A 13,095-nucleotide genomic window follows, 5' to 3' on the forward strand; every position below is an offset into this window, starting at 1 on the left:
AAGGAGGCCATATCATGGCTATTTTCGGTACCGGCGGCATCAAGGCGATGCCGAACCAGATCGCGGACGGCATCGTCGACCAGGTGCAGTCCGGCAGCGCGATCGGCGTGCTCTCGCAGCAGAAGGCGATGCGTTTCGGCGAGACCAGCATCGTCACGTTCGAGAACCGTCCCCGCGCCGAGTTCGTCGACGAGGGCGCGCAGAAGTCCTCGACGACCGGCTCGTTCGGCGTGGTCAAGACCGTGCCGCACAAGACGCAGGTCACCATGCGCTTCGACCAGGAAGTGCAGTGGGCCGACGCCGACTACCAGCTCGGCATCATCAACAAGCTCGCCACCGAAGGCGCGAAGGCACTGTCCCGCGCGCTCGACCTTGGCGTGTTCTACCGACTCAACCCGCTGACCGGCAAGCCGATCACCGCGTGGACGAACTACCTGGACGCCACCGACAAGCGCGTGACGCGCACCGCCAGCCCGGACGTCGACGTGGAACAGGCCATCGGCCTGATCCTCAATGACAAGGAAGGCTGGGACGTCAACGGCATCGCCATGAGCCGCGAGTTCGCGTTCAACCTCGCCACTTTGAAGGACACGCAGAAGCGCCCGCTCTACCCGGAGCTCGGCTATGGCGTGACCATGAACAGCTTCAAGGGCATCCCCGCGTCCGTGACCACGACCGTCAACGCGCCCGAATTCACCGCACCGGCCGAGGGTGACACCTACACGGTGCCGAAGGTCGGCGCGATCGTGGGCGACTGGAAGAACGGCATCTACTGGGGCGTGCAGCGCAACCTGCCGCTCGAGACCATCACGTACGGCGATCCAGACGGTCAGGGCGACCTGCGCCGCAACAACCAGATCGCGCTCCGCCTGGAGATCCTGTACGCCTGGTACGTGTTCACCGACCGGTTCGCCGTCATCGAAGGCGACGCACCGGCCGCCACCACGAAGGCGGGCAAGTGATGAGCCAGGCAGTCGAATTCCACCACCTGACCAGCGGCGTGACGAACGACGCGCATCAGGCCGTCATCGAAACCCAGTTCCTCGACGCGGACGGCAATCCGGTCGATCTCGGCGGTGGTTCCGCGGTTCCGGCGAATGGTTCACTTACGCCGGCGATGCTGGCCGGCTATGACGCGGGCACCGGGCACGGTCGCATCCCGCAGGTGAAGGCTGACGGCAGCGGTTTCGATCTGATCGATCCGGCGACGCTCAAGGGCGCGAAGGGCGATCCGGGGCCGACTGGTCCGGCGGGTGCCGCAGGCGCTCGTGGCGCGACCGGCCCTGCCGGTCCGGCGGGCGCGGCGGGCAAGTCGGTGACCGCGATCGCGTTGACCGCGGACGCGGCCGGCAAGATCACGGGCGGCACTGTCACGTTCTCGGATAAGACCACGGCCGCGATCACCGTGACCACGGCCACGGCGTAAGGGAGGCCCTGATGGCCGACGACGTTGAACCGCCGGTCGATCCGGGCATGCAGGTGCCGGCACCGCCGTTCGCCGTGCCGGATGATCTGGCGAAACGCTGGCGTGCGTTGACCGACGACGAGACCGCGACGGCGGAGACGCTGCTCGAGGACGCGTCGGACAAGATCGTGACCGACTGCCCCGGTGGGCCGAGGCTTCCGTGGCCACGTTGCGGCGTGTCTGCTGTGCGATGGTCAAACGGGCCATGCTCAACCGGGACGTGGCCGGGGTGACGCAGGGCACGCAGACCGCGAACGGGTTCACGGAATCGTATTCGTACAGCAACCCGGACGGGGACCTGTATCTGACGAAGTCGGAACTAAGGTCGTTGGGCTGCGGCGTGCAACGCATGTGGTCGATCGACCTCGCAAACGGGGAGGCGGAATCGTGAACCGTTTGCATGGCGAACAGGTCACCGTCACATGGCGCGTGGACAGCGGGGAGCGTGACGGCGGCATGAATCCCATATGGCGGGAGGAGTCAGAGACGGTCGATGACGTGCTCGTCAAACCGGGCGCCGACTCGAACGCCACGGACTCCAACCGCCCCGAAGGAGTCACCGTCGTGCTCACCCTGGCGTTCCCGCGCACGTGGACGTATCGCAGTCTCAGGGGCGCGATCGTCACCGTGCACGGCCACGGCTATCAGGTGGTTGGCGATCCGCTGCCGGTCGATGGCGGGATCACGCCAACCCGGTGGAATCTCACGGTCGAGCTGACCGATTCGGAGGGATATAGGCCCATGAGCGCTCATGTGAAATTGAATCTGGCCGGTTTCACCGCTCTGCGGCGGGATTCGCGCACGTTGGGCGCGATCAAAACGGAGGCCGAGAAGCTCGCGGAGCGTGCGAACCAGCGCGCCCGCAGTGAATGCCCGCATCCCGAGCACGCGAAGTTCCGCGCGTTGGGTCCGATCCCCACCGAACCGGGTGCGGTCGCCATCGCCACTTCCACCGGTGATCCGGGTTGCTACAGGCACAACGCGAAGCACAACACGCTGGTCAACGCGTTGGGAGGCGGCTGATGGAACCCATCGAGAAGACCGTCATCGACTGGCTCAACGCCGACCCGGATCTTACGGATTGGCCCGCGTCGATGGACGTGCCCGCAGACAGTTCGGCCGCACGGCCGTCCCGGTTCATAACCGTGGAACGCACCGGCGGCACCGAGGAACCATTCCGGTCCCTGCCGTTGCTCGCCGTGCAGGTGTGGGGCGAATCCTCGTGGATCGTGGCCGAAACCGCGAGCCGGCTCGTGCTGCCCCGGTTGAAACGCCTGGTCGAACTCGACCCGGTCGCCCGCGTCGACGTCATCGGCGTGAGTCATTTCCCGGCCGCCGACGGGCGGCCACGCTATCAGATCATCATCCAACCCATTATTCAGGTTTTTGATTGAAAGGAAGGCCGATTATGGCCACTACGAACGACGCGACGAACGTCACGCTCGGCAAATTCAAGATCGGCGGCTACATCTATTGGGCGCCGCGCGGCACCGCATTGCCGACCGACTCCACTACCGCATTGCCGGCAGCCTACAAGCTGGTCGGCTATCTGAACGAGGACGGTCTGACGATCTCAACCGACACCGACACGACCGAGGTCAAGGACGCGAACGGCACGACCGTTCTGAAAGCCATCTCCAGCTACGCGGAATCCTACCAGTTCGTGCTCATCGAGACCATGAACGTGGAGGCCGCGAAACTCCGCTACGGCAGCGACAATGTCACCGGCCAGGACAAGAGCATGACCATCAAGCACGCGATGCCCTCGGACGAGGATTTCGTGCTTGTGTTCGAGCTCGCCCGCACCGGCGGCGTGCTCGGCCGCATCGTCGTCGGCGTGGCGACCCGTTCGGAGTTCGGCGACCGCCAGGAGCATGCCGGCGACGCGGTCACCTACGACGTGACCGTCGCCGCGAACGACATGGACGGCACCGGCGTGACCGCTATCGAATACATTGGCATGCCTGCGCCGGCCACCGGCGGCAAGTGACCGTCTAATTCTTCCGTATGCGGGCTTCTTCTCACTTTCTTTCCCGCATACGGATCCCCCTCTCAACGTCGAACGAAGTGATTTTTCCCCATGTTTGAAACGAAGGAGTGAACCATGAGCGCAAAGAAAATCCCGCAGGACCATCAGCCGAAGAAAAACGAGCCGAGGACCGTCGCCGTGGACGGCATCAGCGTGACCATCGACCCGACCGTCTTGGACGATTACATGGTCGTGCACCGGCTCGCGAAGATGCAGGACGGCGATCCGGTCGCCGCCGACAATCTCCTGTCCCAGATTCTGGGCGTCGACCAGTTCGAACGCGTGCTCGGCCAGCTCGCGTCCCGCAATCACGGGCGCATCCCCGGCAGCGTGTTCGCCGCGTTCCTCGAACAGTTGTTCAACAGTCTGAACCCAAACTCCTGACGCTCGTACACGTGCTGCGCGAATGCCCCGACGCCCTCAGGGCGGACCTGCGACGCGTGTACGGGCTCGATTTGGACGACCTCGAAACAGGCCGATTGCGCGTCGGCGCGTGCGCGGATCTCGTCGCGAACCTGCCGGCCGGCAGCATGACGTGGCGCCGATTGGACGTCGCGGCCGCGTGGACTCCGGTCGAATACATGCTCGCCGTGCAGGTCGACCAGATGAACATGTGGATGTGGGGCAACGCCGACCCGAAGAAACGCGGGTCGAAACCGAAGCCGCTGCCGCGTCCCGGACGGGGTCACGCGGCGTCGAGGGACGACGGGACGACCGGTTCGGACGGGCGTGAGCATCGTGTGCGCGCGATCGGCGTCCAACCGATGACATTGGGCGAATTCTCGCGTTGGCGCGCCCAACGGTTCGAGGATGCGCGCGTGGAGGAAAGCAGGCCGTTGGCCGGAAACACATAACCGAATAGAGGAGACCAGCATGGCCGGCGGATATCAGTTGGCAACGGCGTATGTGGCGGTCGTGCCCAGCATGAAGGGCGTCGGCAAGGCCATCGAGGCCGCGTTCGAAGGACCCGCGAAGTCCACGGGACGCAAGTCTGGCGAAACGGCCGGCAGTGGGTTTTCCAGTGGTTTCGGCGCGAAACTGGGCGTGGTGTCGGGCGTGGCCTCATCGATCGCGAGCAAGGTCATCAACGTGTTCTCCGGCTTGTCCGGCCAGATCATGGACGCGTCCGATTCGACGCAGAAGTTCGCGCAAACCCTCCAGTTCGCCGGTGTTTCCGACGGACAGATCAGGAAACTGACCGCGTCGACGCAGGATTACGCGAACAGGACCGTGTACGGCATCGACGACATCCGCAACACGACCGCCCAGCTGGCGGCGAACGGCGTGCCAAACTACGACAAGCTCGCCGAGGCGGCCGGCAACCTCAACGCGGTCGCCGGCGGCAATGCGAACACGTTCAAAAGCGTCGCGATGATGCTCACGCAGACCGCGGGTGCTGGCAAGTTGACGACTGAGAACTGGAACCAGTTGTCCGACGCGATCCCGGGAGCCTCTGGCAAGCTGCAGGAAGCCATGCTGAAGAACGGCGCCTATACGGGCAACTTCCGCGACGCGATGGCCAAGGGCGAGATCACGGCCGACGAGTTCAACAAGGCCCTGATGGGCCTCGGCATGACCGACGTGGCCAAACAGGCCGCCGAAAGCACGTCGACGTTCGAGGGCGCGTTCGGCAATCTCGAAGCCACGATAGTGGATGGTTCGGCGCAGATCGTCAACACGATCAAGCCCATGCTCACCGGCGCGGTCACCATTGTCGGAGACAAGGCCGGCGCCGCCCTCGCGTGGGTGAACGACGCCGTATCCGGAACCGTCAGCCTCATCGCCCAAGGCGATTTCACCGGCGCGTTCCGCAAGGCGTTCCACGTCGAGGAGGACAATCCCGTCGTGGACCTGATCCTCCGCGTCCGCAATGCGTTCATCGGACTGCGCGACCTGATCGCGAAGGGCGATTTCACCGGCGTGCTCCGCTCCGCATTCAACGTGGAGGAGGATTCGCCGCTCGTCGACGCGATCCTCAAGGCAAGGGACGCGGTCATCGACCTGTGGAACACCGTCAGGGAGAAACTGGCGGGACTCGGCCAATCCGCGTCCGGCTGGGTACAGCCATTAACCGACGCGCTGTTCGGACTCGCCGAGCTCGATCTGACCATATTCGCGAACGCCGTCCAATTCGCGGCCGACGCATTGAAATGGTTCCTCGACAACGGCGCCATCGTCACGTCGATCATTGCCGGATTGGGCGGCGCGTTCGCGACGCTCAAGATCGGTCAGGGCATCACGGCCGGCATCACCACGTTCAGGAATTTGGGCGCCGCCGCGTCCCTGGCGTTCGACGCGATCAAATCCGGCAATGGCGTGTTCGCGACCATATCGGATGCGATCGGCCTGCTTGATCCGAAGGCCGGCGGTCTCCTGTCCAATCTCGGCGGCATTGCTGGCAAGCTCGCCGGCCTGCAGAAAGCCGCAACGGAAGCGGGAGGCGGCATCAGGGGCCTGTCCACCGCATTGGGGCTTGGACCGTGGGGACTGGTCGTCGCGGGCATCGCCACGGTCGTCGCCGGCCTGGTCTGGTTCTTCACCCAGACCGAGACCGGCCGTCAAATGTGGTCCTCGTTCACATCGTGGCTGTCCGAAACATGGACCGGGCTCGTGGAAGGCGCGAAGGCCCTGTGGAACGGGCTGGGCGAGTTCTTCACCGGCCTGTGGGGGTCGATCACGGGCGGCGTGCAGACCGCTTGGAACGGTGTCACCGCGTTCTTCACCGGCCTATGGACGTCGATCAGCCTCGGCGTTTCCACCGCATGGAACGGCATCACCACGTTCCTCACGGGCGTGTGGACCGGCATCGTCGCGACGGCGACCACGATATTCACGAACGTCCAGACCGCCATCGTCAACGTGTTCACCGTGCTCGGCGCGCTCATCGTCGCCCCATTGCAGGCGATCCAAACCGGCATCAGCACCGTGTTCGGCTGGATACTCTCGTTCATCACCCAGCAGATGAACAGCACGAACGCCGTGTGGAGCACCGTGTGGGCGGCGATCTACACGGTCGTGTCCACGGTCTTCGGACTGATACAGGGTTTCATCTCGACGGTGGTGAACGCGATCCGCACCATCATCGTCGTGTTCCTCGACCTGTTGAAGGGCGACTGGAGCGGCGCGTGGAATGAGATCAAATCGTTCTTCACGACCACATGGAACGGCATCAAATCGTTCCTGTCGACCATTCTCGCCGGGATCAAGAGCGTTTGGACCACCGTGTGGACGGCCGTCAGCCAGTTCTTCACGAACGTGTGGAACGGTATCGTCAAATTCTTCACGCCGATCATCAACGGCATCAAAACCACGATCACGAGCGTGCTCAACGCGATCAAAAGCGTGTGGACGAGCATCTGGAACGCTATCAAATCCGTCGCCTCCAGCATTTGGAACGCGATCAGCTCGACGGTATCCTCGTGCATCAACAAGGTGCGCGGCACGATCACGAGCGTGCTCAACGCGATTCAAAGCGTGTGGAACAGCGTGTGGACCGCCGTCGGCTCGTTCCTGTCGCGTATCTGGAACGGGATCACGCAGGCGGTGTCCAACGGCATCCGCACCGTGAGCAACACCGTCGGGCGAATCAAAAGCACCGTGCTCGGCGCCGTGTCCGGGGCCGGCCGATGGCTGTACGATACGGGCCGGCAGATCATCAGCGGTCTGATCGACGGCATCGGCGGCGCGATGAGCTGGCTGAAGACCACGATCAGCAACCTGGGCAGCAGCGTGCTCAACTGGGCGAAAAGCGTACTGCACATCCACTCGCCGTCGCGCGTGTTCCGAGATCAGGTCGGCCGGTGGATACCCGCCGGCATGGCCCAGGGCATCGACGAGGCGTCCGGCCTCGTCGAGGACAGCATCAACGGTCTGACCGGCATGCTGCCGACCATCAGCCTGAAAACCGACACGAGTCGGCTCGATGCCATGTCCGCGTACCGGCCGCTCATCGCCGACGGCCGTGTCTCCTACACGATGGAAAACAGGACGGCCAACTACGCGACCAAACAGGACATCATCGACGCGATCGACGCGGCCCTCGCCGCCGGGATCACGCTCAACCTGAATGATCGCGGCGGCGAGGTCATGGCCGGCAAACTCGCCAAACCGATGGCGTATGAGCTCGACACGTTGACACGCCTCGGCCGCTAATCCAAAAGAGGGAGAAACATCATGCTCTGCCAGCGACGCATGCTCCTGCCGCATATTGAAAGTCCCATGCTCAACAACGTGCCGTTGGAGCGCATGATGTTCTCCCTGTCCTCCGGCGGGATGACCATCGACGCGGTCGAATCGTCGGTGAGCGTGCAGGACATGCCTGGCCGTGACGGCCGGCTCGACCTGACTCTCACCGACCCCACCGGGGCCGCGTACATGGGCAATCGAGACATTACGCTCAACCTGTATTCGATCGGCACCGAGGACGACATCCTCGCCGCCAAGCAACGGCTCACCGCCCTGTCCGGCACCATGGTCACGCTCTCATGGCGTGGACTGCCCGGCCATTATCGGGGACGGTTAGGTCTTGGCGCGTGGAACGACAAGTGGGCCGGCGGCCATCTGGTCGCCACCTTGGTCACCATAACGGTCAACGCGTACCCGTATTTGATCGGCCGCAAACTCTCCATCACGCTCCAACCGGGAGTGAACACGATCCGGGTCAAAGGCAACCGGCCATGCTGGCCCATATGGACGCTCACTCCCGCAAGCGGGGCCAAGACCGTCGATGCGCAGGACGCGCACGGCCACAAGCTCACATTCACGTCTGTCACGGCGATCACGGGCGACATCACCATTGAAACGGATCCGGACTCGCGTGAGCTGCGCGTCAACGGCAACCTCATGACGCCAACGCTTGACAGCGACTACTTTCCCCTGTTGCCGGGCGCGAACACGCTCACGCTGGCCGGCATAGCATCGGCCAGCGTCGCCTACCAGCCGCTTACTCTTATCTAGGAGCATCTCACATGCGTTACATGGTCTTCGACCGCTGGGGCAATCCGCTCGGCGATCTGCCTTACGTCATCAAAGCCGTCCGCACCCGCGCCACCGACGGTATCGACACGTTGGACGTCACCACCATCGGCGAGATCAACAAGGACGAGCGCATCGTTTTCAAGGACAGCATGGGCCGTTGGACGGAATACGTGTGCCAGTCCACCCAGACCACGAGAGCTGCCGGCATGCCGGTCACCGTCGCCTACTGCGCGGGCAGCATCGCGGAACTGTCCCGCACCTACATCGAGGACAAGCGCAACCGCAATACGAACGCGAAAGCCTGCCTCGCCAAAGCATTGGAAGACACGCGGTGGACCGTCGGCACTGTCGAAACCGGCACTCTCATCGGCATGGCAGACCTCGCGTTCTACCACTGCTCCGTGCTCGACGCCATCCAGAAGATCACCGAAACCTACGGGCTGGAGACCCTGGTCGAATACCAGCCCGACCCGGCCGGCAACCGGATCGACCAACGCATCATCCACCTCGTCGAACACCGAGGCCAAACCCAGTCTACGAAACGTTTCGAGTACGGCAAAGACCTCACCCAGATCAAACGCGAAATCAATGCGGACGACGTCATTACCCGCCTCTACGGGTACGGCAAGGGCGTCGAACAGACCAACGACCAAGGCGAAGCCACCGGCGGCTACGGCCGCAAAATCACGTTCAGCGACGTCAACAACGGCAAACCTTACGTGCAGGACGATAACGCCCTCGCCGACTGGGGCATCGTGGGAGCCGACGGCGCCAAACGTCACAGCGAGGCCAGCGTGGACTTCCCCAACTGCGAGGATCCCAAAGAGCTTCTCGTCCTTACCAAGGCCGAACTCAGGAAACGCGCCACGCCGACCGTCAGTTACACGGCCGACGTGACGACGCTCGGCCAAGCCGGCTACGACGCGGAAGGCACGGACGTCGGCGACGGCGTGCAGATCATCGACACGAGCTTCACCCAGCCACTGCGTCTCGAGGGCCGCGTCCTCCAAATCGAGGAAGACCTCGCCGGCAGTCTGACGGACACCAAGATCACCCTCGGCAACATCCGGCAATCCTACACGCAGCGCATGGCCGCCCAACAGCAGGCGCTCGACAAGCTCGTGTCCAGCAGTGGCGCCTGGAACAGCGCCGCGGCCGGCAGCGGACCGTACATCGGCGATCTGATCAACCGCGTCAACGAGATCATGAACGCGACCGGCGGCTACACGTACCTCGTGCCCGGCCAGGGCATCTACGTGTACGACAAGCCACGCGACCAGAATCCGACGCAGTGCATTCAGATCGGCGGCGGTTATTGGAGGATCGCCGACAGCAAGAAGGCGAACGGAGACTGGGACTTCCGAAGCCTCGCCAGCGGCAAGGGCATCTTCGCGGACACGTTGTTCACCGGTCGTCTCGCGGATGCGGCCGGCCTGAACTACATCGATCTGGACACCGGCGAGGTCAGCTTCGCGGCTCGGGCGCTGGTCGGCGGCAAAACCGTGCAGCAGTACGCGGACCAAACGCTTTCGGATGCGAACTCGTACGCCGAGACCAAGGCGTCGGACGCGCTGGCCGCGGCCAAGGCCCAGTCCAAGTCGGACAGTGACGCGGCGAAGGCGGCGGCCCAGGCGTACGTGGACGCGTTGGACGAGTCTCTGGGCCAACGCAGCATTTTCGACCGGTTGACGAACAACGGGGCCACGCAGGGCATCTACCTACAGGGCGGACTGCTCTACCTCAACGCCACGTACATGAAGACCGGCGTATTGGATGCGGCGCTCGTGAAAACCGGCCGGCTGACGGATAAGAAGGGCCTGAACTACATCGACCTAGATACCGGCGAGATCGGCTTGTCCTCGCAAACCTCGATCGGCGAGGACACGACGCTGGGCGACCTGTCCACAAAAAGCTACGCCGAGCAGCTCAAGCAGGAAGCACAAGAGTGGGCGCAGGACCAAGCCGCGGCCGGCGACAAGGCCACGCTGGACAGCGCGAAGGCCGACGCGACCGCGAAGGCCGATCAGGCTGAGGCGAACGCGAACGCCCACTCGGACGCGGCTGACAAGACAACCCTCGCATCCTCGAAGTCCTACTCGGACGACGGGGACAAAACCACGCTGGCTGCGGCGAAGGCGTTCGCCACAGACGAGTCGAAAAGTGCAGTCGACACGTTCGAGGGCGAGCTTACCCAAACCTATATCTTCAACAAACTCACGAACAACGGTCAGTCGCAGGGCATCTACCTGACCGGCGGCAACCTGTACATCAACGCGACCTACATCGACACCGGGATCCTCAAGGGCGGGAACACATATTTCAACCTCGACACCGGCAAACTGTACATGCAGGACGGCGAAATCGTCAGTTCCACGATCCGCACGTCGAAGATCATTGGCGCGTCCCAGGACTCGTATTTCATGAGCGAGGACGGGGACACGTGGCTGAAATTCGGCCAGTACACGTCGATCCGCAACGAGATCAGCAGCAGCGACGCGTTCGGTCTGCAGGCCAAAAGCCAGAACGCCGCATTGCAGCTGGCGAAGAACTACATGCAGCTGCTCGTCGAGGCGAGCGGGAACTCCAGTCGCGTGGACATGAACGCGAACTACGCCGCACTGGTCAGCCAAGGGCATCGAGTCCAGTTGACGAGCGGGGCCACGAACCTGTATCACAGCGGCGACTCGTACGTCAACCTGACCGACTCGCGGATCGACCTGTACATCAGTGACGGAGCCGGGTCCGGCAGCCGGATGGTCGCGAAAAGCGCCGACAGCCTCCAGCTGATGAGCTACGCGCAGGACGTGCGGTTGGATTTGAACGACCGGTACGTGGCCATGGTCGCCGGCAGCTACTACGTCATGGTCCACAAAACCGCCGGCGTGAACACGGTCACCAGAACCGCCGCGGCCAGTCAGGCCAGCACGGCCGTTCTGGAATCACGCATGGTCGCGCTGGCGGCCGACAATGTGGATCTGGATTCGCCCGACGCGTACGACGCCGCGCCGGCCGGCATCGAGGAGCTGAACACGGGACAGTTGCACGACGTGCTCCGCCTCCTCGCCGACGGGGACACCGAGGGGGCGAAAGCTCTGCTCGACCGGTACGAAAGCGAGCAGAGGATATGGACCCAGAAGGACTACGACCAGGCCAACATGCCAACACCAGCCATCCAATAGGAAAGGAGTACTCATTGTGGACATTGATCCGAACAAGCTCATCGACAAGCTCAAACTGATGCTGGCCGACGCGAACCTGCAGATCGCCGTCCTGCAGACCGCCACAGACCAGCTGCGAGCGGAGAACGAGCGGTTGAAGCACGGAACGGAGACTGCCGATGGCGAGTCTCGATGAATACCGCACCATCGACCTGACGCTCGACAGCGCGAACGACTGGCTGCCCAGCATCCGGTTGAACGCTGGAGACGAGCAGGGCAGGAAGCTGCGCGTCGCGGTCACCGACCAGGGCGTGCCGGTACCGGCCACCGGGCTCACCGCGTCACTCCAATACAATCTCAACCCCGGCACCGATCTCGGGTTCGAGGAACCCATGACCGCGGTCAGCGGCGCCGACACGGCCACGTTCGAAGTCGCGGTGCCGCGTCGCGCCCTGTCGAAGGTCGGTCGGGTCGCGATGGGCGTGCGCATCGCCAAAGGCCCGACGGCGGTCATGACGCGCACGTTCGACGCGTTGGTGGAGCGCGCGGTCTACGATCCGTCGTCTCCGGACGCTCAGGACAAGCTCGACGACATTCGCGAGGCGATCGACGATCTGCACGCGAGCATCGACCGGGCCAACCGGCTCGCCGACAGCGTGCAGATCACGATCGGCACCGTCAGCACCCTGGACCCGGCCGCCAAGGCCACGGCCACGCTCACGAGCGGCTGGCCGAAGACCCTGAACCTAGGCCTGCCCAAGGGACACGACGGCGCGAACGCCGACGCGAACGGCGGCGTGGTCGTCCAAGACACGACGCCGGACAAGCCCGTCCGCGGCCAAATCTGGATGAAAACCAACGACGCGAACACGCAGATCGTGGACATCCAACGCTACGACGGATCCAAGTGGACGCCGTACGTGGTCAACACGGACCGCCGGCAGGTGTTCAGCGTGCCCGTCGGCGACAAGGGCCGCGCATGGTTCGACCGGCGCGGATACGAGGTCGACTGCTGGGTCACGTTCGAACCGTTCACCACCGCATCGATCTCGTCCGCCGCACTGGATCGGCTGCTCGCCCCGCAGATGCCCGGCGTGTTCCCGACCGTGACCGTCGGCCCGGCCCTGTCGGTGCCGATCGGCGTTTCGATGCCCGCATTGGACGCGACCGCGATCGGCCCGCAGATGATGCTCCAAATCGCAGACAAGCTCGTCCTCACGAGAGTCGACTCGAAGACCGCGATGCCCGCTTTGGCGAGCGGGCGCTTGTACTACATGCACATCCGGTATCGGGCCACCAACGAAATGACCGAAAGCAAGCCGGTCTACTTCACCCAGCTCACCGCCAGCTCATCCGCTGCAGCAAGCACTGCGGGTCGGTGTCCAGATTCTCGATATCCACGGTTGATCTCCTTTCAGTCCATGATGTAGAGGACGCTCGGGCTGTTGTTTTCGGGGCCGGTGGCG

Annotated in this window: 14 protein-coding genes; all 14 read left to right on the top strand. The window is 63.7% G+C overall.

The genetic code is table 11. The features are described from left to right. The first annotated feature begins 14 nt into the window (after positions 1-14). The 14 genes from KIH79_RS09270 to KIH79_RS09330 all read left to right on the top strand — a co-directional run bounded on the left by KIH79_RS09270 (position 15) and on the right by KIH79_RS09330 (position 13,059). Positions 15-962 carry a phage major capsid protein gene (locus KIH79_RS09270; protein WP_219059128.1) on the top strand — a complete coding sequence of 316 codons (948 nt, stop codon included), beginning with the start codon at positions 15-17 and terminating at the stop codon, positions 960-962. Then, positions 962-1,426 (top strand): hypothetical protein, encoded by a 465-nt coding sequence (locus tag KIH79_RS13050; RefSeq protein WP_219059129.1) that lies wholly within the window; start codon positions 962-964, stop codon positions 1,424-1,426. Before KIH79_RS09270 ends, KIH79_RS13050 begins: the two co-directional genes overlap by 1 nt. A gap of 11 nt (positions 1,427-1,437) precedes the next feature. Further along, on the top strand, positions 1,438-1,698 hold the full coding sequence (locus KIH79_RS12925) for a hypothetical protein (RefSeq protein WP_236023772.1): 261 nt from the start codon (positions 1,438-1,440) through the stop codon (positions 1,696-1,698). Next, positions 1,626-1,856 carry a Gp19/Gp15/Gp42 family protein gene (locus tag KIH79_RS12930; protein WP_338023142.1) on the top strand — a complete coding sequence of 77 codons (231 nt, stop codon included), beginning with the start codon at positions 1,626-1,628 and terminating at the stop codon, positions 1,854-1,856. Before KIH79_RS12925 ends, KIH79_RS12930 begins: the two co-directional genes overlap by 73 nt. Continuing rightward, positions 1,853-2,488 carry a hypothetical protein gene (locus KIH79_RS12935; RefSeq protein WP_236023765.1) on the top strand — a complete coding sequence of 212 codons (636 nt, stop codon included), beginning with the start codon at positions 1,853-1,855 and terminating at the stop codon, positions 2,486-2,488. Before KIH79_RS12930 ends, KIH79_RS12935 begins: the two co-directional genes overlap by 4 nt. Further along, positions 2,488-2,859: a hypothetical protein gene (locus tag KIH79_RS09290; RefSeq protein ID WP_219059130.1), complete on the top strand. Its 372-nt coding sequence runs from the start codon at positions 2,488-2,490 to the stop codon at positions 2,857-2,859. The genes KIH79_RS12935 and KIH79_RS09290 overlap by 1 nt, the downstream gene beginning before the upstream one ends. 14 nt (positions 2,860-2,873) lie before the next feature. Then, entirely contained in the window at positions 2,874-3,455 is a 582-nt protein-coding gene (locus KIH79_RS09295; protein ID WP_219059131.1) for a phage tail tube protein, read from the top strand. 114 nt (positions 3,456-3,569) lie between these two features. Further along, positions 3,570-3,878 (top strand): hypothetical protein, encoded by a 309-nt coding sequence (locus KIH79_RS09300; protein ID WP_219059141.1) that lies wholly within the window; start codon positions 3,570-3,572, stop codon positions 3,876-3,878. 11 nt (positions 3,879-3,889) lie between these two features. Next, positions 3,890-4,348 (top strand): hypothetical protein, encoded by a 459-nt coding sequence (locus KIH79_RS09305; RefSeq protein ID WP_338023143.1) that lies wholly within the window; start codon positions 3,890-3,892, stop codon positions 4,346-4,348. A 19-nt stretch (positions 4,349-4,367) separates the two neighbouring features. Then, complete coding sequence (locus KIH79_RS09310; protein ID WP_219059132.1) at positions 4,368-7,646, top strand: tape measure protein; 3,279 nt, start codon at positions 4,368-4,370, stop codon at positions 7,644-7,646. Positions 7,647-7,712: 66 nt separating this feature from the next. Beyond that, complete coding sequence (locus KIH79_RS09315; protein WP_236023766.1) at positions 7,713-8,450, top strand: phage distal tail protein; 738 nt, start codon at positions 7,713-7,715, stop codon at positions 8,448-8,450. A gap of 20 nt (positions 8,451-8,470) precedes the next feature. Next, positions 8,471-11,650, top strand: coding sequence for a phage tail spike protein (locus KIH79_RS09320; protein WP_219059139.1), 3,180 nt, complete (start codon positions 8,471-8,473; stop codon positions 11,648-11,650). A 16-nt stretch (positions 11,651-11,666) separates the two neighbouring features. Beyond that, positions 11,667-11,825, top strand: a complete 159-nt coding sequence (locus KIH79_RS09325; RefSeq protein WP_219059134.1) for a hypothetical protein — start codon at positions 11,667-11,669, stop codon at positions 11,823-11,825. Then, positions 11,809-13,059, top strand: coding sequence for a BppU family phage baseplate upper protein (locus tag KIH79_RS09330; protein ID WP_219059135.1), 1,251 nt, complete (start codon positions 11,809-11,811; stop codon positions 13,057-13,059). Before KIH79_RS09325 ends, KIH79_RS09330 begins: the two co-directional genes overlap by 17 nt. Positions 13,060-13,095 lie beyond the last annotated feature (36 nt).

The organism is Bifidobacterium miconis, assembly GCF_019331735.1.
Taxonomy (GTDB): domain Bacteria; phylum Actinomycetota; class Actinomycetes; order Actinomycetales; family Bifidobacteriaceae; genus Bifidobacterium; species Bifidobacterium miconis.

Excerpts from the sequence above, each read along its gene's own strand:
- KIH79_RS09315 (WP_236023766.1), top strand. The coding sequence starts at position 7,713 with ATGCTCAACAACGTGCCGTTGGAGCGCATGATGTTCTCCCTGTCCTCC.
- KIH79_RS09310 (WP_219059132.1), top strand. The coding sequence starts at position 4,368 with ATGGCCGGCGGATATCAGTTGGCAACGGCGTATGTGGCGGTCGTGCCC.
- KIH79_RS09330 (WP_219059135.1), top strand. The coding sequence starts at position 11,809 with ATGGCGAGTCTCGATGAATACCGCACCATCGACCTGACGCTCGACAGC.
- KIH79_RS09270 (WP_219059128.1), top strand. The coding sequence starts at position 15 with ATGGCTATTTTCGGTACCGGCGGCATCAAGGCGATGCCGAACCAGATC.
- KIH79_RS09295 (WP_219059131.1), top strand. The coding sequence starts at position 2,874 with ATGGCCACTACGAACGACGCGACGAACGTCACGCTCGGCAAATTCAAG.
- KIH79_RS09320 (WP_219059139.1), top strand. The coding sequence starts at position 8,471 with ATGGTCTTCGACCGCTGGGGCAATCCGCTCGGCGATCTGCCTTACGTC.
- KIH79_RS12925 (WP_236023772.1), top strand. The coding sequence starts at position 1,438 with ATGGCCGACGACGTTGAACCGCCGGTCGATCCGGGCATGCAGGTGCCG.
- KIH79_RS09290 (WP_219059130.1), top strand. The coding sequence starts at position 2,488 with ATGGAACCCATCGAGAAGACCGTCATCGACTGGCTCAACGCCGACCCG.
- KIH79_RS13050 (WP_219059129.1), top strand. The coding sequence starts at position 962 with ATGAGCCAGGCAGTCGAATTCCACCACCTGACCAGCGGCGTGACGAAC.
- KIH79_RS09300 (WP_219059141.1), top strand. The coding sequence starts at position 3,570 with ATGAGCGCAAAGAAAATCCCGCAGGACCATCAGCCGAAGAAAAACGAG.